This is a genomic window from Pseudomonas sp. MWU13-2105 (assembly GCF_023242315.1).
Classification (GTDB): Bacteria; Pseudomonadota; Gammaproteobacteria; order Pseudomonadales; family Pseudomonadaceae; genus Aquipseudomonas.
Map to the genome: position 1 here is coordinate 34,802 of NZ_JALLIY010000028.1, position 21,552 is coordinate 56,353.

Consider the following 21,552-nt stretch of genomic DNA (forward strand, 5'->3'; position numbering starts at 1 on the left):
TCCAACTACTCGTAGGCGCAAGCTTCTTTGATACGGTCGATCAGCCATCGGCCCGCAGGTCCAGGAAGAGCCGTTGCAGGATGCACGGCGGATATTCCCAACTTCACTCCCTCCCTAGGTATTCCTTCGACATCAAGGACAATCAGTGTGCCAGCAGCGATATCTTGCTCAACCATATGAAGCGGCATGCTGCCCCATCCAACCCCATCCTTGAGAAACGCGTATTTGGTTGATAGATCTGCCAGACGCCACGTCAACGGTGACAACACACCGAAGTCCTGCCCGATCATTAAATCAGAACGATCAGTCAGAACGAGCTGAATGTGTTTCGCCAGTTCATGCCTTGGAGTTTTTCCAACCCAAGAGGCCAGCGGGTGGTCGTGAGCCGCAACCATGACGAGCGAGACCTCGCCGATACGCTCGCTGGATAGCGATGCGAAAGAGACTGGCAGACTCCCCAAAATACCTAAGCTGCAACGTCCGTCCAATATTGGCTGGTAAGCCGCACCCAAGGCCTCGACGAAGATTTTCAAGGGTGTAAGCGGGAACCGGCTGGCAAACTCTTTCGCGACGGCTGTTATCGACGATGTCGGGAAGAACACGTCCATTACCACGGACAACTCCGGCTCTATCCCCGAGGACATGAGCTTTGCACGGGCCTTCAACGTATCTACGCCTGACACGATGCTCCGCGCATCCGCCAACAAGAGCACTCCTTCTGGAGTGAGCTTGGGAAATCGACCTGAGCGGTCGAACAGCACAACACCAATTTGGTTTTCCAGGCCGCCCACCCATCCACTCACTGCTGACTGCACCCGATTGAGCTTCCTGGCCGCGGCGGAAAAGCTTCCCTCATCGACTGCGGCGATAAATGTTCTGAGCTGATCCAGTGACACCCCGTCGAGCATAACGCCTCCAACCATCCCAAAAACAGATACTTCGCATCTCAATATACCGTCTTTTCAGATCCAACTCAGCGGCAGATCATTCTCAACGCTTCCCCCCTACACCTCGAAGGTCAGTCACCATGCAACTCCTCCATCTCGATTCCAGCCTGCTGGGCACTCATTCAGTTAGCCGCAACCTGTCCTCTGACATCGTTGCTCGTTTGGTAAAGCTGCAACCTGAGCTCCGCGTGATTTATCGTGATCTCGCAGACGACCCTGCATTGCACCTTTCGGGAGCCCACCTAGCGGCATGGCAGGGTATCGACAACAAGGACAAGGTGTTGATTGACGATCTGTTCAAAGGCACCGCCTACATGGATGAGTTACTGGGAGCCGATATCGTTGTGATTGGCGCGCCCATGTACAACCTGTCGATACCTACACCTCTGAAAGCCTGGATTGACCGGATTGCGGTGGCCGGAAAAACGTTCCACTACACCGCCACCGGCCCCGAAGGTTTGCTAAAGAACAAGCGAGCGTTCATTGCCTCCGCTCGTGGCGGTGTCTATTCAGCGGGAAGCCCTGCTGCAGCGTTGGAGCATCACGAGAGCTACTTGATTGGACTCTTGAGCTTTTTGGGCATCACCGACACGACCGTCGTTCGCGCAGAAGGTGTCGCGTTCAGCCCCGAGGCGAAAGAAGAAGCCGTTACTCAAGCACGAAGAGCCATTGCTGCCATTACGGCCTGACATCTCGACTCGCAGCCATCTTTTGAGGAACTCACCATGACTTATTCCATCATTGGTTCCGGAAAACTCGGAACAGCCCTTGCACGCCAATTTGCCCGAAATGGTATTGAGTTCGGACTAGCCAACACGCGTGACCCGATCACTCTCACAGCGCTTGCCCAAGAACTGGGCAAGCCAATGATTGCGCAGTCCCTCCAGGAAGCGCTCAAGGCAGACATTGTCATCCTCGCCATCCCGTTCAAAGCCCACCGGGAGATCGGGCTCGCGATTGCCGATTGGAACAACAGAATCGTGATTGATGCTATGAACACCTACGGGGTTTCGCCGGAGGAGCTCGGCGATAGAGAGTCGACTGACATAGTGGCATCGGCGTTTATCGGCGCACGAGTGGTCAAAACCTTCAATCAGTTACCAGCAGCGCTGCTAGCTAAACACCCTGAAGAAAATGGCGGGCGCAGAGTGATGTTTCTATGGGGACGTGACCACGATGCCAATACCGATGTCGTCGATTTGGTCGGACAGCTTGGGTTCGCAGCGATCAATCTAGGGATGATCGAACAAGGCAGCAAGCTGCTAAGCCTGGGCGGCCCGCTCATCCTTCAGAACATCATTAAACACCCGTGACTGAACCGGTTCGAATGACGGCCAGCACCCGTTGTCCGTGGTATCGCGAGTTTCGAACCGTCTACTTCGATTGCCAGCGTGCTCCAGGTCGAACGAGCGGCCGTATGGCGCGCATTAGCCGTGATTTGTTAGCGCTAGCAAGACGACTCGCTTTCCCTCGAGTGAAATTTCCTAGAAAATCCCGGCCGCTTGCGCCCGCTATTTTCGGTGGCTAGTCTGCGTTTCGTCACCGCCCATTCGGTGACCGGTTTTGACAGACCGATACTCACAGGCGCAAGCAGCGCCCCAATCCTCATTGCAGGCGCGAGCCTGTCGTGCGTGTTATGGCGGCTGTGCGCAGGGCATCTTCGGGTGCGCCGGGTACCTGTGTCCGGTCTGTCAACCTACGTACAGCTGCCACCCTTCCCTGTTTGACAGCAGGCGGTGGTAGCCCATCACAGGAGCTCCATCATGTTCAAAGCCACACCCAACCCGCCGGCGACACCCAGCCCATTAGACCTCACCCCTGATGCCGTCGATCGAGCATTGGCGCACTATATTTTTGCGCAGCCCTCCACATCCAAACGCTCTCGACCTGACAACGTCGCGAGTCCAAACCTTTGGGAGCAAGCCCTCGTCGATGCCTGCTCCATTCTCGAATCGGCCGCGGCCATGGCCTACGATCATGCAGACAACCTCACAGGATCAAACCGCAAGGTCGCCATGGGCATGGTTCATCTGATTGAGTTGGCGCAACGCCGAGTGGACTCAGCGCTGGAGGAAAAACTTCAAGGGTTTCAGGCCTGACTGAAGTGGACCTGCGGCAGCGTTTGCTGAAGGTGGTCTGGTAAGGGGAGCGCGCTTTTCTTACTAAAACGGTAACCGCCTCAAGGGGCGGTTACCGAATCAACAAGCCCTCACACCAGCCCGTCGGCGATCCAACGCTGGACGAGGCTCCAGACCATGGTCAGGTTCATTTTCCATGTGGCCCAGCCGTACAAATCAGATCTGAATCGAGGGCAAACCCCAGAGGTGCCACTGCACACTCAATTCTCCCGATCATCCCTTCAATCCATCTGCTCGAACCGCCGCCGCTTCATGAACAATCCCATCCCCATCGCCACGGCAAAAACCGACAGCAACCCCAGATCAAACCCCAACAAGCGGGTCTGACCTGCCACAACGCAGCCAACCGCACCCGCCACCACCAACACCACTCCTAGCCACTTGCGTAGCAGATACGGCTTGAGAAACCGATCGAACAGAAAGAACACCACCATGGCAATGACCAGTTGGGTAATGTCGGACATGTGCGTCTCCAGTCAGGTCTTGATGATCAGTGTCGAGAGGGTGCGTTGCGGGCCGATACCGCCGTCGACCTGCGCCTCGATGCTGACCAGTACGTCGCCAGCATGATAGGTGGGCAGGATTTCATTGGCGTACATACGCACACCGGCCCCTACAGAAAAGCCCACGTAAGGGGAGGACACGGCAGAGGTGGCGGAAGTGAAGGCCGTGCCTGCAAGGTTGGCGATCGTGGTGCGCTGGGCGTTGAGGGCATCGCCCTGTTGCCGGGTCAGCGGCTTGGAGATGCCGATCCTCATCATGCACGGCAGGCTCTTGGCCTGCATCTTGTCGTACACCTCGACGACCTTGCTGTTGACCTCATAGTGGGCGCTTTTCGCCTCGCCAAAATGCAGCTCGCGCAGGCGTCCGCGTTCACTGTCGGTGAGGGTGATCTGCGAGACGTTGAAGACGATCCCGTGATTGCCCATGTATTGAAAAGTCCCTTCGAACTTCATCGCGCGCTTCCTTTCGGCACAAAGGTGGCGATTCTCTACAAGGAGTGCATTGGATTCAAATCATTTCACCTTGCTGGCAAGGCGGCAGGCGCCTTCATCGATCAGCTCGTACAGGTGTAAGCGTCCGCCGCACGCGCCTCCCATCGCCTTCGCGCGCGTCGTGGCGATGGTGAGACTGGGCGGTTCTTGCTGCAGGTCTGGTGAGGGGGAGTAACGGTCCTCTCACCAGACCTGCAGCAATTTCCGTAACGGTTATCGAATCCTCAGGCCCTCACACCAGCCCGTCGGCGATCCAACGCTGGACCAGGTTCCAGACCATGGTCAGGTTCAAGGTGGGTTCGCGCTCGGTCATCGACATGGTCACCTCCAGGACGGATCGTGGGTTCTGCAAGTTGGTGCCCTGCTCTTTCGTCAGGTGGACCCAATGCTCCCACAGGCGGGGCTCGTCTTCAGGGCTGACCAGCGGCCAACGCCCCTTGCGATGGGGAATACCCAAGATGTCACGCCGGACGGCGACCTCTTTGGCCTGCAAACCAAAGAGCTCAGTGATCATGGGTGTGCTCGCGCCCAGGGTGATCGCGCGGCGGATCGCGTCCTCTTCATCCGTGTTGCTGGCATGGGCCAACAGGCGGTGGACGACGGTGCCATCCACGGTGATCTTGAACCAGGGAACCGGTGAATTCACCAACGTCCCCATGCTGCGAGGATCAATCAGAGTTTGCAGATCTTTCTCTTCGAAGCCCATGGCCAGGCAGCTGCGCAGCTGACCATTTTTGATGTTGTCCAAAACTTGAAAGGCGATTGCCAGATTCAACGGGTGCACGTGTACCTCCACCATTCCATGGTTTTTTTATCGGCCTCACTTACAGGCCGTTCATTCTCATAGCTCGACAGTCCATCGGGCTCTATGTATTTTCACGATGCCCATTGCACTGGACACTCAGTATCTCGACACCTGCCCAGCCCTCCATACGGCAGACCAGCTCGTACAGAAAGCAATGGTTCTTCATTTGCTCTGTGCTGAGCTTGAACTGGACCGTATAGGTGGTATCGCCTGTGGTATCAGGACGCAAATCCATTTGTTTGTTCTCCCTGTAGTCGCTATCGCTCCTGGTGCGATAGGCGGTGATGACTGAGCGGCCTGCGTCAATTTTCCCGTGCGAACCTGCGAAAACGTTCCGCGGGTTAATCGAACGGGTCTGCTGCGAAACTGCTCGATTTTGTGGTACCCCTAATTATGTAGTGCATCCATAAGGAAGCTTCTGTCAGATAAAGCGCTTCATCAAAAGGGAAAAGCATATATCCGTTGTGAGGCAGCTATTTTCTCGAGGAATGCGCCAAAATTCACTCAGTTCTCCAGCTCAGAACAAATCACCTGCACGCGACAAGCGAAGTGTCTCCTTACAACCACCCGGGAAATGGCTGGCTATCTCAGCTAAAGGGTTTAGCTCGATTATTAGATCGGGATGACGGCTGGCAACAACCTCTTCCCAGGTGGCGTTGTCTTCAAGACCACCTTGTACTGACGGCTCATTGATCCGTTGAGGCTTATTCAGCCTTTGCGAGTACGAGCCGTCGCAATGGACCACCTTACAAGACCAAAGCCGCTGTCAACGGCTTAGGAGGCCGAAGTGCTAGATCCAGCATCAAAATATGATCTGACATCTACTGAAAATCTGTTAAATCAAAACATCTCAAATCAGGGTGATAAGTTAAATTTTGCAATTAGTTTGCTCTGCATGTCTATCAAAGAACAGAACAAGAGCATAGCCACCCTCAGCAATACCGTTATCGATCAACATCGCGAGCTTCGTAATAAAATCGCCGATGACGTCGTGGTTAAGATTCGTGAAGAACGCGAAAGAGTCAAAGAACAAAGGACTTTCATAATCATGTCGTGGGTGGCCACTTTAGGCGTGGTACTGATACTGTTTTTAGTTTTCCTCAAACCTGTTACTAAACCGGTCTCAAAGACCGAGTCGTCGACGCCGACACCCGCATCAACTGATATTTCAGTTACTACGACGCAATGTGAGTCAACAGGCGCGCAGCTCTAAATCCATGCGCACCCCCTATGCAGTATTGAACAGCAGGGGTTGTGCCAGGACGCCGCTATGGACAGCGGTGTCGCTACCGACGCAGTCGTAATGACGTGGCGTGAGGCACACCCCGTGAAAGTTCGTGCGATACAAGAGCACTACATCCAGAACCGAGAACAAAGCCCCCTGCTCTCTGTACGGCTGCGCGCGGCATACGTGTAGTTGCACGCAACGAGCTAGGCCGTTTCCTACATTTTCACCGGAAGTGGCTGGCTATCTCACTCAATGAGTTTGGATCGATGATTTGGTCTGGTTCGCTGTCGTTGGCAGCACCTTCCCAAGTGGTCGTGATCTTCGAGGCCACGGTGTGCAGATAGCACATTGATCATCCCTAGTTCGCCCAGCATTCGGAAGTGCGAACAGTCGTCGACACCCTCGCCGATCGAATGTAGCAACCCACCGTGACGGAGATCTACCGTCAGGTGGTGCCTCCTCGTCACGTTTTCATCGAGTAGGAGACACCATGAGTAGATCTATGGCTGTGTATGACGCGCTGTCAGACATCAGCGTACCACCGGAAAAAGCCAAAGCCGTCGTAGAGGCTTGGGAGGCCGAAGTGCGAAACGTAGCAACGAAATCCGATCTGGAACGAACGGAAAAACTGCTGACTCAAAAAACCGTCGATCTGGGTCGAGAGCTGCGTGGCTCGATCAAAGAGCTTGGCGACACGGTAAAAAACCATGGCGAGCAGATAAACGCACTCAGCCAAGCGATTGTTACCCAGGGGATCGAGCTTCGCGCTGAAATGAAGGAACAAGGCAGCGGGCTTCGTGCTGAGATCAAAGATCAAGGTAACGAGCTTCGTGCTGAGATCAAAGATCAAGGTAACGAGCTTCGTGCATCAATAGAAAAGCAGGGTAGTGACTTCCGGCTTGCGATGGAAAAACAGGGCAACGGCTTCTCTCTTGCCATGGAAAAACAAAGCAACGAACTTCGACTTGCTATGGAGAAACAAGGAAGCGAGTTCCGGCTTGCCATGGAAAAACAAGGAGGTGAGCTCCGACTTGCAATAGAATAGCAAGGCAGCGAGCTGAAAAAATCCATTTCGGACTTAGCTGCTGACGTTGATAAGAAAATGACTGTCACATGCTGGAAGCTCGGCATAATTTTCACTTTCATAATCGTTCCAATCGGAAAATTTACTTTCGATTATGTTGTTAAAGAATGGCCGTTCTGATTCATCGTTTCACCACTCTACCGGCAGGTTTCGGCCTGTGGTTTAAACGCTATAAGACGTGGGTACTGTCCGCGTTGCTCTGATACACCACACTTTCTGCCCATGCGGGGAACACTCCCCGTCCGGGCGCAGTGTCTCTCCGTTTTGGGCTTTTCTGGAGAGACCAATGAAGCTAGATATACCGACACAGCAACAAGATGCGCTGCTCGACCTGCCTGTCGTTTTTACGCCAAGGGCGTGGCACGAGAGTGTTTACATAGCGAAGCCACTGAACATCGCTGAACAAGGCTATCGCCTGACTGCAGTGCTTCAAGCCGTTCGCAATGCCATCATTCAGGAGTCTTGGGATGATGAGCCATTGTTCTTTGACTTCAGCCACAAATGCTTTCCCTTTACCGGTGAGCGGTCGGCGCTGGCTCTACTGGATCTGCGTCTAGTCGTAGACCGTACGGAAGCAGAACGGCATGTGCTGACGCTCATGCTCAGGCATGAAGCCGAGGCGCTTGAAAAGCGGATTCCTGGAGAGATCTTTGCTCTCGGTGAAGTCGTCATGACCCAAGGTGTAGAGGCGCTCGCTCAACATGGTCTGTTGGACATAGCGCATTTTCTGGACCGTCACCTTTGTGGTGATTGGGGAGAATTACCTAGGGCGGACAGACTGAAAAACGAACGGGCGGTACTGACCGGCGCCAGCTTGTTCTCGCAATACGACGTTGACGTTGGAGCGGCGAAAAAGCTCTGGATCATCACCTCGGCAGACAGGCGATTCACCTCCCTACTCCTGCCAATAGAACCCACCCTACCCCAGTTTGACTGAGGCTCACTGACCGCCTACCCGCCTTTTCAGGCGAGTAGGCGGTTTTTGCATTCAGGGTTGGGCGAGACCCGCGCTGGATGCTGGTGCTGCTATTGCGACAGTCCGGTGTCGGCCAAAAGCAGACGCTCGTCCAGACGTACCCCACCTACTTTTGCCCACGAGAATCCCTTGTGTCGTAGGGGTTTCAAGTATGATGTCAGGATGCTACCTTCAACAATGAGCGACATCACTCAAAGGGGGGGTAGCAATGATCAAGGGACGGTCAATTAAGAGTATCGCGCGCCTGATAGCTGAGGCAAAAGGTGCAAATCATGTAATGTTCGTAGTTTGTTGGAGTTCTGTAACTCAAACTCGGCAAAAAGAAATTGGCATTCATTACCTCCAGCATGATGGGGATTCAATCCTCGCCTCAGACATCGGAAAAATTTCAAGCTTTAATGCTAGCGGGAAAGAAGTTAAGCGGAAGGATCTTCCTCTAATAAAAAAAATGATACCTCAATATCGCACATGGAAAGACTGGCATGGACGAGAACATGATGGAATCCAACATCGCACTATGGATGTATATCCCATAGATTTCATATCTCCTCCTTCTGAAAAGCTGTCGCTTAGAGATATTGGCGGCGTGATGTATATCTCCACACGTCAAATAGATCTTTTAAGTGACCCGGTATCGGTCATGCATCTGGCCAATTTGCTACTCGAATATTTCGGTGAATTTGAGATATTCGATTTATCAAGATACAAGATAACAGACTTGTCTGCGCGGCAGCTTCAATGGGAAATATTGCCTCAAGGGAAATATCCTTGGAATAAGGCCTCTGACATTGTAACTCCTTATCTAGCAAAACTTAGCCAATCTGAAAAAGGAGTGATTGAGCATAGAATGCGAGAAATATCTAAATACGAACCCGATTTTTTAGCAACAGGTCGCGGTGGATACTCCGGATATTTTGTTTATGGCTTCACATCTAAAAAACTCCATTTTTTAGAAAGCATACACCTCAACAATGCTACATATGTATTTGGCGACAACTGGGAAGAGCTCTCATCCCTGTCAAAAGAAGAAATTATAAATGGCGAACAAGGGCACTTAAGAGTAATTCATGATAAAAAGTGGATAGGGAAAATTCGTCAATTGCTACGTGCGTAATCGGGGCTGCGCCTGATTGATTTTTCATTAAAGGATCTGATATGAAAGCTTTTTGCGTTTTCAACAACAAAGGCGGAGTAGGAAAAACTACTCTCCTTTGTAATTTGGCTGCACACTATGCTTTAAGAGGCAATAAAAAGGTACTTGTGGTAGATGCTGACCCACAATGCAATGCTACCGCGTACATGTTCAAAGAAAAAATACTTGACGATCTATACTCTTCATCTAAGGATGGAGAGACTATAAATCAATTAGTAACCTCATTAAAAAAATCGAAAGGCTACTCTGATATTCCGATTAAAAAAAGTGAGTCATTCGGTGTGGATGTTGTACCTGGGGACCCTAGATTTTCTTTGGCCGAGGATTTTTTGGCGAAAGACTGGGTGGATGCAACTAGTGGACAAGAACGAGGTTTAAAAACAACTTTTCTTTTCAGGGCACTACTCGAGTGGGCCTCAAAGAAAGAATACGATTATGTCTTCTTTGATATAGGCCCTTCTCTCGGCGCGATAAATCGTACTGTTCTTTTGTCGTGCGACTATTTCATTCTGCCTATGTCATCGGATATTTTCAGTTTGCGTGGCCTTCAGAATATTGAGGTTGCGATCACTAGCTGGACTAAAGGCTTAGAACGCGGCCTTACGAGTTACAAAGAAGACAATAATGAGGATTTCCTTTTTGATGGCCTACACCAAAGGAATCCTCAGGGGATTAAGTTTCTCGGTTATGTCACTCAGCAATACACTGCTAAAACTGTTGCGGGAAAAAAGCAGCCCGTTGATGCCTATGAAAAAATAATCAAACGTATTGGGCCTGCCATTAAAAAAAGCCTAATAGAAAAAATAAACCAAGGGAAAATTCTAGAGTACAAACTTGGTGAAATTCCTTACTTCAGCAGCTTGGTCCCCATGGCCCAAACATCTACGAAGCCTATATTTATGCTGAAGTCCGCAGACGGAGTCGTGGGGGCACATTTTGACAAAGTAAAGCAATTTGAAAAAGTTATTGCAGATATCGCTGCAAGCCTTCGCGCAAACATGGACGAGGTCATCTAAATGTCAATTTGGCCTAAGGAACTAGTTCACTCTATTGCTTGTAGGCGCTGCGTACTATTTTTTGGCGCTGGCGTCTCGATGAACTCTTCGGGGAATGAAGGTGTCAGGCCTCCTAGTTGGGCAAGCTTTTTAATTGAGGCCGCAAGCCAAATAGGCGCTCCTGGAAAGAAGATAGTAAAAGAAATTAATGCGCTCATTAAGGCTGGGGACTACCTGACCGCGGCGGAGGTAATACGAAACGAAATCAAGCAAGAGAAGTTTACAAATTTAGTAAAGGCTCGCTTCCACACACCAGACTTCAAAGCGGCCCCAATACATAAGACACTTTTTAATCTGGATTTACGAATTGCAATCACTCCGAACTTTGATAGCATCTACGAAACAGCAGCAGGTGAGCGTGGAGCTGGGGCGCTAACTACAAAGATATATCATGATGATGACATTGCGGATTGCTTGCGCAGACATGAACGAGTTTTGATAAAGAGCCATGGGACGATTTCGTCGCCAAATAAATTGATTTTCACAAGGACCGATTACGCCAAGGCTCGAAATTCTCACAGTCAATTCTATGAGCTTTTAGATGCGCTTCTGCGCACCCATACTTTTATTTTCGTTGGTTGTGGCGTGAGCGATCCCGATATTAGATCGTTATTAGAGAACTACAGATACCGACATCCTTATGGCCAGAGCCATTACTTTGTAACTGCTTCAAAAAACTTCTGTTCGGAGGTTAAATCCGTGCTGAGTGATTCACTGAAAATAAACTTCATAGAGTATTCCGCAACGAAAGATCACGCTCATTTATCAAGAGAACTAGATTTATTAAAGGCGCTAGTTGAACTTGAAAGAATCGAGCTGAGTAAAAATCAAGCATGGTAGCCACTATAACGTTGTACTCAGCGTCCGCTATTGGCCGAGAGCGGTCTATCGAGAAATTTTATATTGCCCATCGTCTGGCTTACTGGAGCCTAGCTTGATTTCGCCGCAGCCAGGTGGGGGCGGCCAGGGAGCCCGCTTTCGACCCGATCCGTCCTTTGCTCTCCGGGCAACAAGGCGCACGAGGAGAAAGGGTTAGATGTGGCGAGGTGCGTCGAACAGCCTGGCGCGCAAGGCACGTTGCCACTACCCTTGATGTTTCCGCGCTCAGCAGAGTGCACCCTCAGGTAGGTAGCCCCATGGCAATAACGAATTTGGAAAAATATCGGAAAGACTTGGACACACTCCTGCAAGAGGCTGGCTTGGTCCAAAATTCGCTAAACTATTCAGCGTTTGGCCACAACGAATTCTACAGCAGCCTGCTAAAGCAGCTGGGGGGGGACGAAGAAAAGGCGAAAACCTTTGTCAAGACGATCAAGCCGTTCGAGGCCGTATACCAGTACTGGTACTCTGAAGCGCTGCCCCTCGTGAGACAACTACTTCCTGATCGCCTGAGCGACTTTATCCGGCTGTACGAAAAACCAAAATCTCGTAAGGATATAACTTATGAGAGCTACCGCATCGAAGATGCCTGCCAAGGGCTGCGCACGACCTATGGCCGAACCGTCAAAGCTGACGCGAAGGCTGCGATCCCGCTTTTGGCACAACAGATAGCCATCGTCGAGGCGATAAAGCGTCGATTTGAGAGCTCACTATTTGACATCAGGCAATTGGTGCAAGCGGATGTCTTCGACTCGGAGCTGGATGGCGCCCAAGAGCTGCTTAAGAACAAATACGCCCGGGCAGCAGGGGCTATAGCTGGTGTTGTCCTGGAAGGCCATTTGAAGCAAGTGTGTGACAACCACGGCCTCCCTAAAAAGTCTGGCACTATCGCTGTCCTTAATGACGCTTTGAAGTCTGCCAACGTTATTGAGCTGTCCCAGCATCGGCAGATTCAGTTCCTAGGTGACCTCAGAAATAAGTGTGGCCACAGGAATGCGACAGAGCCGACCGTAGAAGAGGCCGAAGACCTCATCAATGGTGTGACTAAGGTCATCAAGACTATCTTCTGACTGATGGCTTATGGCTTATGGCTTATGGCTGCGGTCTATCAAGAAAATTAATATTGGCAATCGTATGGCTTGCTAGTGGCCAGCTTGATTTTAGGCTTCTCAATGACTGCTATCGACCCTAAGCTGCCCTTCGCGAGGGGCAGCAGTCGGCCAAGAGCGGACGGCCTTCATTAGCTTAGTCAACCTCAATTGAAGCTTTAGGGCTTTTACAAGACTTGGGAGATCAGGTCATTAGCCCATTTTGCCGTCAACGGCAGCAGTGCTTGTACTTTTTCTCTGAGCCGCAGGGACAGTGTTCGTTCCTGCCTACCGGCGAGCCAACGTAAACCCGTTGGGGCGGTTCGTCTGCGATGGGGGGCGGGACACTTATTTGAAACGTAAGGTGAGGGTGTGCGCTAGCCATAGCTTTCGGTATCTTCTCCCAGATATATGCGGCAAGCCTTCGGCACGCAGGAAGCAGATCCTTATGTTGTGACGTAGCACTGATTTCATCCTGGCAGTTAGTAATGTGCGCCAACGCTGATTGCAATGCGTCTAGACTGTTCAGTTGCTTTACCAAGCTGTGAGCCAGCGCATACCGGGCTTTTATTCGAGTTTTTTCGCTGTTGAGGCATTGTTCATAAAGAGCTTGAGCATCAATTTCGCTCCGGCCCGGAATGAGCTTCTGACTGATAAGTCTGCCGAGCTCAAGCATCGCTTCTGGATACTTTTGTTCCGCTGCTTCGATTAGCCAGGCGATAGCTTTCAGGCGGTCATCGGCGAAAGCGTGACCTTGATGATGCAGCGTGTACAAGTGAAATTGTGCCTGCGGAAATCCAGCCTCGGCAGACTGTAAAGAGCATTCGAATGAAGCATTGAGATCTCTCGGGCCGCCGATCCCCCGTTCATGCATTTCCCCCAATTGAGCAAGTGCTCCTGGGTGAGACTGGACGGCAGCCTGTTGATACAGCTCTCTTGCGTACTCGAAATCTTGCGCGTATCGAGCCGATCCCCAAAAGTGGCAGTCGCCGATAAAGGCTAACGCATTAGCGTAGCCTTTATCACTTGCCCGCCAAACCCAGTGTTCACCTTTTTGGCGTTGTTCTTGAAACTCATCGCCTTGGAGGCGCGCATGGTAGACGCCGTATTCATACATTGCTTCGACATGCGAACTTTCTGCGGCGAGTTTGAACCAAATATTGGCTTGATCAATAGACTTTCGGGATTCAAGGCCGTAACCGTCATCAGATCTGAACATTACCTCGGAGGTTTTTAGGACATTAGCTTTTTCTTTGAAGTGGACTCCGAGCGTGTAGCGCGCCTCAGCGTCCTCCTCAAAAATAGCGATGTAGCTCAATTCTCGAAGGTTGTGCTGTGTGAATGGTGTGACCGTGTATTCAGGGCACTCTCCGAGCACAGGGTTCAGGGAATGCAGATACTCAAGCAATCCGAGGGCGGCGGGTAGCGCCTGGCTAAGCATTTCAGTTGAGTCGTGGGACGTATAGCTAAACGCCTTCGGGTGAGCCGCAACATTCCCATTTTTTTGTAGGACGCGTAACGGGTTCAGCACCCTGTGGTCTACCAAACGCCTATCTCGTAGGTACGCGATCTTGCGATCAAGATTCAGATCCCGATCCATAGTCGGAACTAGCGTTTCGCAGAACGCTTCGGCGAAGCTTCTCAAGAAAGTAACTGCATAACCCGGCGTCGAAGCGCCTAGGTTCTTTGCCTGTTCGTACAGGTTACCCAGCTGAGGGCTGACGCTGTGCGCAAACTCAATATCGTTCATCGTACGGCCTTAAATGCAGGCGGGATTTACCGACAGTGTCGCGTATCCAGAGAGGCACATGAAAGCGACGTTGAAAATACCCCGTGTCGCGCCAATGATTACACAGTGTGAAGTGGTCTACTCAACCAACCAGCCGTTTTGTTTAAAGCCAATTCCCGATTCTGGATGACGGTCAGCTTTTGGCCGAAAGACGTCATTCGCCACGCGGCACGAAAACATCGTGCAAGATATGACGACCCTGGCCACACAGTCCCCATAAACGACAAAGCCCAGTACTGGACTAGGGCTAGCAGCCGTCCAATTCACCAGGCAGCAAGCCCACAAGATCAGCGCTGATCGATCTCAATCTTCTGCGTCGGATCAGGGCTGTATTTCTGACGCTTCAGCTGCGGATCGCCTTTAGCCAGGCAGAAGAAATAGATCTCGGCCTCGCCACAACCGCCGTGCAAAGCGCACTCGCTCGCTTGCATGTGGTCGAGGAGAATTTCTCTACCCTGGGATTCACAGAATACGTTCGCTTCTTTCAGGGCCTGCCCTTTTGCAGATGCCGGGCCGCCGAAGGGGACGCGCGTTGAAATCGTGTAGGTGTCTGGGCCGACCTTTATTGGGCCGCTGTCTGCACAGCCAGAAAGCAGTGCCAAGGCCAAAGCCCCTACGATCAATTTCATGTCGTTCCCTCGTTGAGATTTTGCGGGACTGTAGCATTGGGTAGCCGAAAACGAAAAAGCCCCCCTCACACAATCTGACCAGTCATGTGCACTTGATGAGTGTCGACTGCGCCTCCAATGGCGGCACGTCCACCCAAGCAAACTGTCGATCCCGAGTGACGGCAATCGGCCAAAAGCAGCCGTTCGATGTGTCTAGACACTCCGGGGCGATTCACTCACCCGTCGGCACTGAATAACTGCTGCTGGTTACAGGATGTCAATAGAGCGGTGGATATGGAATTATTGGTCGCTCCGAATATATAAGGAAGAATGCTGTTGTCTGCTACCAAGGAACTCATTTCCCTGCACCTGGATAAGGCAGCGGCGCAACTGCGTGCCGAGGCGCTTGAGCAAAACCTGGCCCTCCACCTGGAGTTGCAAGAGCTCAAGGCGTCCAGCGCTCGTCTGCTCCACGAAGTCCAGAGCCAGATCGGCAATGCCGAGGCGAAGGTTTCCGAGCGGGCCATAGAGAAGACACTGTCGATTCTTCATCACATCAAGCAGTGGATTCTCGCGGTCGGAACCTTCATCACCCTGGCATTGGCCGTGGGAGCATTCTTTGGCTACAAGAACCTTGCCGACAGCCTGACGAACACCTTCACGAACAAGGTTGATCGGTGGTTACGCTTCGAGGACGGTGATAGCCGTGAAAGCAAGGCGCTTGATGCAATACGCACCCAAGCGCTGCTGAACGCGTACATGGTGCGTTTCGCCCGTGAGCGTCTGGATGGGCGCAATGGTTCATTGTCTCTGACAGAAGCTGAGCGGCAGCGTCTACTCGTGATCCTTCAAGATCCCTTATCGGACGTCGGGCAGTTCTCCGACGCGTTGACCATCATTACCCGTAGCCGTGGGCTGTTCGCACCGGCCTGGATGGAGGACCCAACCGGTAAAGCCCTTGCCCAACTGGTAAACGACTCATCTTTGAGCCAGCACAAGCGGGTGTTGCTGCTGGAGCGGCTGAAATTAGACCGTGCTTTCCTACCATTCTCGCGCACCCTCATCGCTGACGCAGATAACGTTTGGTCTATGAAAATGCTGGCATTCGATAACCTCAAACTGTTCGAAGATCCTATGGCCTTGGCGTTCGCCCAAGACAATGTGGGCAAGGTGGACCGTTACTATCGCTCCAAGCTGGCGCTCTATATCGCGCAGAAGACAGGGTCTTATGCGGCGGTGAACGAATATGCACAGTTCCTGCGCCAGACAAAGCCAGAGCTGTGGCAGTCCGATCTTCTGGAACTGGTGGGAGGCCTGGGTGGAATCTTGCCAAGCACTGGTGAGTTGCCGCTGGAGGATATCAGCGCCCTGATCGGTGATAGCGTGCTGCTGGGGGCAGGCATTCGCCTGACTGATCTGTTAGGTTCCAGACGCTTGGCGCTCGAGTTGGATGGAGGCTACGCGGCGCTGGTCGAGCCCGGTCGCTGGCTCAATGAACCACGCGTGATTGGTGCGATTATCCGACATCAGCCACTTTCACCTGATTGGTTGGCCAGGGTGGTCTCGTTCTTCCAGGTCAATGACCAAGGTTACGAACTGGCGACGCTGCAACTAACGCTTCGAGACGAGGACCGCCTGCTGACGCAACAGGGTGCCGTCGGCGCCAGCGACGTACGTGGCCAGGTGTGGTTGAGGGTTGAAACCGTTCCAGGGGGGCATCGGCTTAGCGCGACCTGGCGTGATGCGAACACAGGGCGGATATCGGCAAGCGTGATCGAGTCACCGCAGCGCTTGCCAAAGAGCATTTTCCAACTGTCGTTTGATCCTCAGTTGTTGAAAAGCCTGACCTATCAAATGCGCGTCTATGAAGACTACCTATGATTTGAAGAGGCGCTCAGCCTTGCAGGGCCTAGGGGGGGTGAAGTTACTCAGCGAGTATCGCCTCCGGGCATTCGAGCCCTGCCACACCTTCGCAGGACAAGGCTTTCTGCAGGCTGCGCTCTCCGGCATTCCACCCTTGCACGAGCCCAGATAGAAACCGGCGCGGTACCGCGCTGAACATCGTCTGCCAGTAACCGCCTTGACACACCATGGCAGCGCTGTCACGAGTCGCTGCAAGACTGAGCAGGTTAATCGAAGGTGGGTAGAGGTGTTGGCTGCGAAACGACAACTCTCCTGAACAAGCGTTTAATACGCCTCGAATGTCCGCTACTGGCCGATTGCTGCCCTTGGCGAGTAGCGGCTCACGTCAATGACTGCAGGAATCCAGAAGCGGTTGACCTTCTACCAGTCATATCAGTCGAGCAAGCGACCCGACTGGCAATGCGTTTGTCGCTTCAAGTTCAGTCAGGCGCTGAATGGTCTGCTGGCGCTCAATCTTCGAGGTGATCTGGTCAAAGACCATGTAGTGCTCCTCAACCCAGAGGCGTATTTGCTCCAGCCAATAGCTAGCGTTGCCCTGCTTCTGGAACTGCTCCAGCAGAAATTGCACCTGAGCCCACTTGGGCATGAGTCGGTGAAGCGCCCGTCTGCGAAAGGGTTGCAGAGTCTCCCACTCGCGCTCAAGCCTTGATGTCAGCTCGTCCTGGATATCGCGCCAAACCACCACATGAGCGCCTTTGATGGCGACTTCGAATACACCTTGGGACGGGTCACTGAGCGCCGCCACGACCATCTCCGGCCGGTGGTCACCCTCAATTGCCAGTACCAGCGCACGAACGGCACCACTACGCTGGTTGATACCTGGGCGTACCCACTCCTCAGGTACTCGCACACTCAGGTTTTGCGCAAGCCCCAGCACACCCAGCCATTGAGCTTTGGAGATCGGCATGTCGCCGGCCAAACGTTCGAGCAGGATCCGGGAAGGATCAATGCCGTGCTGACTGGCAGCCCACAGTGCGGCAGACCTCGCCGCCGACGAAGGATCCACCAGAAACTGCTCTATCAGGCGAATACGCCCCTCCTGAAATCGCATGGCTGCACGGAACGATTGGGTTCTGAGGATACCGCTTGCGTTGCTCAACCCTAATGCGATGACTCTTTGCGCCGGTTCTTCGGCAAGGTCTTCAGTCTTGGCGATGGCCATCTGTCGAGCCGCCAGATCCGGGTGGCCCATCGTCTCGACCAGGAACAAGGTGAGATCGTTCTCCACCTTGGTTTGAATCAGGACATTGAAGAGGAATCGAGCAGAAGCCCCCCTACTCCCCCAGAAGGCCTCATTGCAGTGGGCAATGCACTCTTTCATCGCCAGCGCAGTTTCAAGCTTCTTGATCGTCTGGGTGTGATCGGCGCGCTTTCGGTTGCCCAACGCCATGATGGCGGGCATTTGCGCGATGAGCGACTCGGCATGCTGCGGCGTCAGATAATCATCAAGCGCCATCACCGCGGTAACGCGGACTTGAGGCACCCAGTCGTTGAGACGTTCGAGGATAGCGGCCAGCCGTATCGTCGACTGGGACGATCTGATCTGATTCAGCCCGGTTTCACGGTCGAAACCATCCCAACTGTTAACCAGTACCTGCCAGTCTTTCACCCGGAGTGGAGGCTCCTGCTCTGCCGGTAGCGGGACAACGGGCTCAGCCACAATAGGATCTTGACGTTTACGAGTGAGTCCTTTCAGCCAAAACTTCCACATCAACACGGTCCCTGAATATGAATCCACCAAGCATATAGGCATCGATCTCAGCAGCGCTACCCAGGTTCTTTCAAGGGAGCTACAGACGGCCACACGCTGGGTTGCCCCCCCTACAGCCAATCGCCCTCGCCCCCCCTAACAGAAGCCTGTGATTTCAGCGGCACGCAAGAGATCTCTCTTTCCCTTGACTGAAATTTCCTAGAAAATCCTGACCGCTTGCGCCTGCCCACGCCGGTGGCTATCTTCGAGCCGTCACTGCTCATCAGTGACAGGGTTTGGTAGCCCTCGGTGTAACTAGGCGCAAAGCGCCACCTTGAGCAAGGCGCTTTTTTTCGGCCTCAGCTTTTATGGTGGCCGTGCGCAGGGCGTCCGCGGACGCGCCGGGTTCCTAGTGCACCGGTCTACCAACCTGCGTACGGCCGCCACCCTTCAATCGTTTGGTAGCGATGGTGACGGCTTCAATACATGCACTTGGAGTACCTCGTACTATGTTCAAGCCCACCCCCAATCCGCCTGCAACCTCAAACATCGAAAGCATCGATCCTCGTATCGCCGATCGGGCTTTGTCTCACTACAACCTCGGTCCGAAGGCAGGTACCAAACCAGCGCCTGTCACCGTATTGCATGATCATCTGCATGAACCCGGGAACCAGGAAGACGCCCTGGCCGATGTCTACTCGATTCTGCAATCCGCGGCGGCCACGGCCTATGAGCACGCCGACAACCAGACCGGTTCGAACCGCAAGGTGGCGATGGGTGTGGTGCATTTGATTGAGTTGGCACAGCTGAAGATGGACTCGGTGCTGGATGGGCAAGCAATCAGCGTCAGCGGCTGACCACGCTCTGCGAACGAGCGGAAAACCTGGCTTTCCGCTCGTTCGGCTCCGAAATTCAACAGCCGTGTCAGCCCCCCCTCAGTCGATTGCCTGCCCCTGCTCGGACCGAGACCAAAACCACTCTATGCAGTGCCCGAGTCTGTTGAACCACAACGCCTTAGTGTTTGACCTCAATCATGTCGTAGCCCTTGAGGCGGTAGAGCAGCACCGAGAGTGCCCAACTGACGATAAAAATGCCGATGATGAGGTAGCCCAGGGTTCCAAAGTGATCGTTGAGATTGCCCACGATGCCCCAAAGCGGCCCCTTGAGCTCGAGTTTGTCCGAGATCAGACCCAGGGCCTCGATAGTGCCGATGACCACGGCGACTACCACTGACACCAGGGTAATAGTCATGTTGTAGTAGATCTTGCGAATGGGCTTCATGTAGGCCCAGCCGTAGGCACCTAGCATCAGGTGGCCGTCCAGGGTATCGACCAACGACATACCGGCACTGAACAACAACGGGAACACCATGATTGACCAAGGCGATAGCCCTTGGGCCGCCTGGCTCGCGGAAATGCCTAGCAGGGCCACTTCGGTGGAAGTATCAAAGCCCAGTCCGAACAGAAAACCCAGAGGGAACATATGCCAGCTGCGCGTCACCAGACGGAACATGGGGCGAAAGATGCGGGCCAGGAAACCACGATTGGCCAACAGTAAATCGAAGTCGTCATCGACGTAGGCACCGCCCTGGCGAACATGGCACCAGGACTTGTAGATTGAGCGCAGGATCACCAGGTTCATCAACGCAATGACCAGCAGGAACAGTGCCGACACCGAGGTGCTGATCAACCCGCCCAGTGCTTTGAACTCTTCCATCCGGTCTTGCATGACCGAGGTTGCCAGAGCCACGCCCAGAGACGCCAGCACCACCACGGAAGAGTGCCCAAGGGAAAAGAAAAAACCGACGGAGACCGGGCGTTTCTTTTCCTGCATCAGTTTACGGGTGACGTTGTCGATGGCTGCAATATGGTCGGCATCCACCGCATGACGCAATCCAAAGCTATAGGCCAGGAGGGCCGTGCCGAGCAGAACAGGATAGTCATGAAAGGCCAGCAGCGCCCAGACCCAGGCAATTACATTGATGCCGATCAGCACCCCGTAGATACCAAAGAGCCGGGCCCGTATCTGGGTGTTGGAGTCGCTGAAAACTCGTGCGAGTTGACGGATCATATAACGGCACCTTATGGGAACACGCGTCCCAACCAGGAGAAGGAATGACGTTACAAGGCGAGGTCTGACTCCCGAACACCCGGGCTGCTACCTGGAGGTGCGGATACAGTGGCGCGACCGTGCCGGGATTGAACCGGCTTCTCACCTGGAACATAAAGATACATCTGCCGGGCCAGTCTACACTTAGGACCGCGGTTCTCATGAATAAAAGGGCAACGGTTCGACAGGAAGGATGCTCCATATGGTCAATTTCTGCCGAACCATTGAACCGCTACCATCGCGCGCATTCAGCAAACGGGCGAAGGTCATCCGCGACGTCCCCGTGAACCACCCTCACCTCCTCCGTGCCCTGCGACAGCTAGCCATGAGCCTGGCTATGCTGGCAGCCCTGCTGCCAAGCATGATGTTCTTGCTCCCGGCGGTTCACGCGCCCCCCATGGAAATGGGCTAGCACCGCAACATGGCCGGACATATCCATGGTTCAAGCCTGGGTGATTCGGACCCGCTTCACGAATGCCATTGCCTGCTGTGCCTGGTTCAGGCGATCACGGACGATGAATGACAGGTCATGCGCCAACACACCGTGATCGGCGCCAAAATTATCGGCAACCATCCTTCAGGGTTGTTGCATACGGCGCAAATTGTAGCGCTGAACCATCACGAAAAAAGGAACGGCAGCGGCTACTCCAATGGACTCGCGGGTGAAGACATCCCCCATGTCGCCCGAGTGGTCGCCATAGCTGATGTGTTCGATGCCCTCACGAGTGGGCGGCCCCATAAACGCGCCTGGTCGGTTGAGGGTGCCGTAGGGCTCATACGCCAACAATGCAACCAGCACTTCACCCCTGAATTGGTGGGAATATTTCTGGACTGCCTACCTGAAATCCTCAAGACACGCAAACGCTGGGCCGATGCTAAATCCTGACCGTGGATGGACACCCGCATGGACACTGAGTGTTTTTATATTCTTTGATCTGGTTCAAGAAAACTATTAGCGGGTATTTTTTTGGCCGTGAAATTTTGCTCTTCAGTTTTTTACTCTAGGAATTGATGAGCCAGTTGGATCATTGACAGCATGGAAAGCCCTCAGCGCTTTCGGTGGTCGCAACTTGTTATCGCTTCAG

The 21,552-nt window shown here is 53.2% G+C and carries 21 protein-coding genes, 1 pseudogene and 1 riboswitch; of the genes and pseudogenes, 13 read left to right on the forward strand and 9 right to left on the reverse strand.

Annotated elements, in window-relative coordinates; translation table 11 throughout:
- Window positions 1-5 precede the first annotated feature (5 nt).
- The gene (locus M5B96_RS30305) at window positions 6-908 is read right to left on the reverse strand and encodes a LysR family transcriptional regulator (RefSeq protein WP_248800631.1); all 903 of its coding nucleotides are present in this window, start codon (window positions 906-908) and stop codon (window positions 6-8) included.
- A gap of 119 nt (window positions 909-1,027) precedes the next feature.
- Between M5B96_RS30305 and M5B96_RS30310 the strand changes: the two genes are divergently transcribed.
- From M5B96_RS30310 to M5B96_RS30320, 3 genes are all read left to right on the forward strand, one after another.
- Window positions 1,028-1,636 carry an FMN-dependent NADH-azoreductase gene (locus M5B96_RS30310; RefSeq protein WP_248800633.1) on the forward strand — a complete coding sequence of 203 codons (609 nt, stop codon included), beginning with the start codon at window positions 1,028-1,030 and terminating at the stop codon, window positions 1,634-1,636.
- A gap of 36 nt (window positions 1,637-1,672) precedes the next feature.
- Window positions 1,673-2,260, forward strand: a complete 588-nt coding sequence (locus tag M5B96_RS30315) for an NADPH-dependent F420 reductase (protein WP_248800635.1) — start codon at window positions 1,673-1,675, stop codon at window positions 2,258-2,260.
- A 450-nt stretch (window positions 2,261-2,710) separates the two neighbouring features.
- Window positions 2,711-3,046, forward strand: coding sequence for a DUF6124 family protein (locus tag M5B96_RS30320; protein ID WP_248800637.1), 336 nt, complete (start codon window positions 2,711-2,713; stop codon window positions 3,044-3,046).
- Window positions 3,047-3,306: 260 nt separating this feature from the next.
- Here the strand turns inward: M5B96_RS30320 and M5B96_RS30325 are convergent, their stop codons facing one another.
- The 3 genes from M5B96_RS30325 to M5B96_RS30335 form a co-directional block, all read right to left on the reverse strand.
- Window positions 3,307-3,549, reverse strand: a complete 243-nt coding sequence (locus M5B96_RS30325; RefSeq protein ID WP_248800639.1) for a hypothetical protein — start codon at window positions 3,547-3,549, stop codon at window positions 3,307-3,309.
- Window positions 3,550-3,561: 12 nt separating this feature from the next.
- Complete coding sequence (locus M5B96_RS30330) at window positions 3,562-4,041, reverse strand: hypothetical protein (protein WP_248800640.1); 480 nt, start codon at window positions 4,039-4,041, stop codon at window positions 3,562-3,564.
- 271 nt (window positions 4,042-4,312) lie between these two features.
- Complete coding sequence (locus M5B96_RS30335; protein ID WP_248800642.1) at window positions 4,313-4,864, reverse strand: DUF2857 domain-containing protein; 552 nt, start codon at window positions 4,862-4,864, stop codon at window positions 4,313-4,315.
- 808 nt (window positions 4,865-5,672) lie between these two features.
- On the opposite strand from M5B96_RS30335, the gene M5B96_RS30340 reads away from it, so the two are divergent.
- The 7 genes from M5B96_RS30340 to M5B96_RS30370 all read left to right on the forward strand — a co-directional run bounded on the left by M5B96_RS30340 (window position 5,673) and on the right by M5B96_RS30370 (window position 12,330).
- The gene (locus M5B96_RS30340) at window positions 5,673-6,098 is read left to right on the forward strand and encodes a hypothetical protein (protein ID WP_248800644.1); all 426 of its coding nucleotides are present in this window, start codon (window positions 5,673-5,675) and stop codon (window positions 6,096-6,098) included.
- Between the two features lie 505 nt (window positions 6,099-6,603).
- Entirely contained in the window at window positions 6,604-7,158 is a 555-nt protein-coding gene (locus M5B96_RS30345) for a hypothetical protein (protein WP_248800646.1), read from the forward strand.
- 325 nt (window positions 7,159-7,483) lie between these two features.
- Window positions 7,484-8,134 (forward strand): hypothetical protein, encoded by a 651-nt coding sequence (locus tag M5B96_RS30350; RefSeq protein ID WP_248800648.1) that lies wholly within the window; start codon window positions 7,484-7,486, stop codon window positions 8,132-8,134.
- Between the two features lie 247 nt (window positions 8,135-8,381).
- On the forward strand, window positions 8,382-9,287 hold the full coding sequence (locus M5B96_RS30355) for a hypothetical protein (protein ID WP_248800650.1): 906 nt from the start codon (window positions 8,382-8,384) through the stop codon (window positions 9,285-9,287).
- 41 nt (window positions 9,288-9,328) lie between these two features.
- Complete coding sequence (locus M5B96_RS30360) at window positions 9,329-10,342, forward strand: ParA family protein (RefSeq protein ID WP_248800652.1); 1,014 nt, start codon at window positions 9,329-9,331, stop codon at window positions 10,340-10,342.
- Window positions 10,343-11,221 carry an SIR2 family protein gene (locus tag M5B96_RS30365; protein ID WP_248800654.1) on the forward strand — a complete coding sequence of 293 codons (879 nt, stop codon included), beginning with the start codon at window positions 10,343-10,345 and terminating at the stop codon, window positions 11,219-11,221.
- A gap of 296 nt (window positions 11,222-11,517) precedes the next feature.
- Complete coding sequence (locus M5B96_RS30370) at window positions 11,518-12,330, forward strand: hypothetical protein (RefSeq protein ID WP_248800655.1); 813 nt, start codon at window positions 11,518-11,520, stop codon at window positions 12,328-12,330.
- Between the two features lie 247 nt (window positions 12,331-12,577).
- Here M5B96_RS30370 and M5B96_RS30375 read toward each other — a convergent pair whose 3' ends face one another.
- On the reverse strand, window positions 12,578-14,098 hold the full coding sequence (locus M5B96_RS30375) for a tetratricopeptide repeat protein (RefSeq protein WP_248800656.1): 1,521 nt from the start codon (window positions 14,096-14,098) through the stop codon (window positions 12,578-12,580).
- A gap of 326 nt (window positions 14,099-14,424) precedes the next feature.
- Window positions 14,425-14,766 carry a hypothetical protein gene (locus M5B96_RS30380; RefSeq protein WP_248800657.1) on the reverse strand — a complete coding sequence of 114 codons (342 nt, stop codon included), beginning with the start codon at window positions 14,764-14,766 and terminating at the stop codon, window positions 14,425-14,427.
- Between the two features lie 315 nt (window positions 14,767-15,081).
- Between M5B96_RS30380 and M5B96_RS30385 the strand changes: the two genes are divergently transcribed.
- Complete coding sequence (locus tag M5B96_RS30385; protein WP_248800658.1) at window positions 15,082-16,626, forward strand: hypothetical protein; 1,545 nt, start codon at window positions 15,082-15,084, stop codon at window positions 16,624-16,626.
- Window positions 16,627-16,669: 43 nt separating this feature from the next.
- Here M5B96_RS30385 and M5B96_RS30390 read toward each other — a convergent pair.
- Together M5B96_RS30390 and M5B96_RS30395 are read right to left on the reverse strand one after the other, a co-directional pair.
- A pseudogene (locus tag M5B96_RS30390) lies at window positions 16,670-16,873 on the reverse strand (molybdenum cofactor guanylyltransferase MobA); the annotation flags it as partial.
- A 162-nt stretch (window positions 16,874-17,035) separates the two neighbouring features.
- Entirely contained in the window at window positions 17,036-18,277 is a 1,242-nt protein-coding gene (locus M5B96_RS30395; RefSeq protein WP_248800659.1) for a hypothetical protein, read from the reverse strand.
- Window positions 18,278-18,867: 590 nt separating this feature from the next.
- Here M5B96_RS30395 and M5B96_RS30400 point away from each other — a divergent pair.
- On the forward strand, window positions 18,868-19,215 hold the full coding sequence (locus tag M5B96_RS30400) for a DUF6124 family protein (protein ID WP_248800660.1): 348 nt from the start codon (window positions 18,868-18,870) through the stop codon (window positions 19,213-19,215).
- A gap of 157 nt (window positions 19,216-19,372) precedes the next feature.
- On the opposite strand, the gene M5B96_RS30405 is transcribed toward M5B96_RS30400, so the two are convergent.
- Window positions 19,373-20,428: a HoxN/HupN/NixA family nickel/cobalt transporter gene (locus M5B96_RS30405; RefSeq protein WP_248800662.1), complete on the reverse strand. Its 1,056-nt coding sequence runs from the start codon at window positions 20,426-20,428 to the stop codon at window positions 19,373-19,375.
- Between the two features lie 38 nt (window positions 20,429-20,466).
- Window positions 20,467-20,637, reverse strand: a riboswitch (cobalamin riboswitch).
- 359 nt (window positions 20,638-20,996) lie between these two features.
- Between M5B96_RS30405 and M5B96_RS30410 the strand changes: the two genes are divergently transcribed.
- A complete protein-coding gene (locus M5B96_RS30410; protein WP_248800664.1) occupies window positions 20,997-21,353 on the forward strand; it encodes an HD-GYP domain-containing protein in 357 nt (118 codons plus the stop codon).
- Window positions 21,354-21,552 lie beyond the last annotated feature (199 nt).

Coding starts and splice junctions, on each gene's coding strand:
- M5B96_RS30305 (WP_248800631.1), bottom strand. CDS start 908: ATGCTCGACGGGGTGTCACTGGATCAGCTCAGAACATTTATCGCCGCA.
- M5B96_RS30310 (WP_248800633.1), top strand. CDS start 1,028: ATGCAACTCCTCCATCTCGATTCCAGCCTGCTGGGCACTCATTCAGTT.
- M5B96_RS30315 (WP_248800635.1), top strand. CDS start 1,673: ATGACTTATTCCATCATTGGTTCCGGAAAACTCGGAACAGCCCTTGCA.
- M5B96_RS30320 (WP_248800637.1), top strand. CDS start 2,711: ATGTTCAAAGCCACACCCAACCCGCCGGCGACACCCAGCCCATTAGAC.
- M5B96_RS30325 (WP_248800639.1), bottom strand. CDS start 3,549: ATGTCCGACATTACCCAACTGGTCATTGCCATGGTGGTGTTCTTTCTG.
- M5B96_RS30330 (WP_248800640.1), bottom strand. CDS start 4,041: ATGAAGTTCGAAGGGACTTTTCAATACATGGGCAATCACGGGATCGTC.
- M5B96_RS30345 (WP_248800646.1), top strand. CDS start 6,604: ATGAGTAGATCTATGGCTGTGTATGACGCGCTGTCAGACATCAGCGTA.
- M5B96_RS30350 (WP_248800648.1), top strand. CDS start 7,484: ATGAAGCTAGATATACCGACACAGCAACAAGATGCGCTGCTCGACCTG.
- M5B96_RS30355 (WP_248800650.1), top strand. CDS start 8,382: ATGATCAAGGGACGGTCAATTAAGAGTATCGCGCGCCTGATAGCTGAG.
- M5B96_RS30360 (WP_248800652.1), top strand. CDS start 9,329: ATGAAAGCTTTTTGCGTTTTCAACAACAAAGGCGGAGTAGGAAAAACT.
- M5B96_RS30365 (WP_248800654.1), top strand. CDS start 10,343: ATGTCAATTTGGCCTAAGGAACTAGTTCACTCTATTGCTTGTAGGCGC.
- M5B96_RS30370 (WP_248800655.1), top strand. CDS start 11,518: ATGGCAATAACGAATTTGGAAAAATATCGGAAAGACTTGGACACACTC.
- M5B96_RS30375 (WP_248800656.1), bottom strand. CDS start 14,098: ATGAACGATATTGAGTTTGCGCACAGCGTCAGCCCTCAGCTGGGTAAC.
- M5B96_RS30380 (WP_248800657.1), bottom strand. CDS start 14,766: ATGAAATTGATCGTAGGGGCTTTGGCCTTGGCACTGCTTTCTGGCTGT.
- M5B96_RS30400 (WP_248800660.1), top strand. CDS start 18,868: ATGTTCAAGCCCACCCCCAATCCGCCTGCAACCTCAAACATCGAAAGC.
- M5B96_RS30405 (WP_248800662.1), bottom strand. CDS start 20,428: ATGATCCGTCAACTCGCACGAGTTTTCAGCGACTCCAACACCCAGATA.
- M5B96_RS30410 (WP_248800664.1), top strand. CDS start 20,997: ATGCGCCAACACACCGTGATCGGCGCCAAAATTATCGGCAACCATCCT.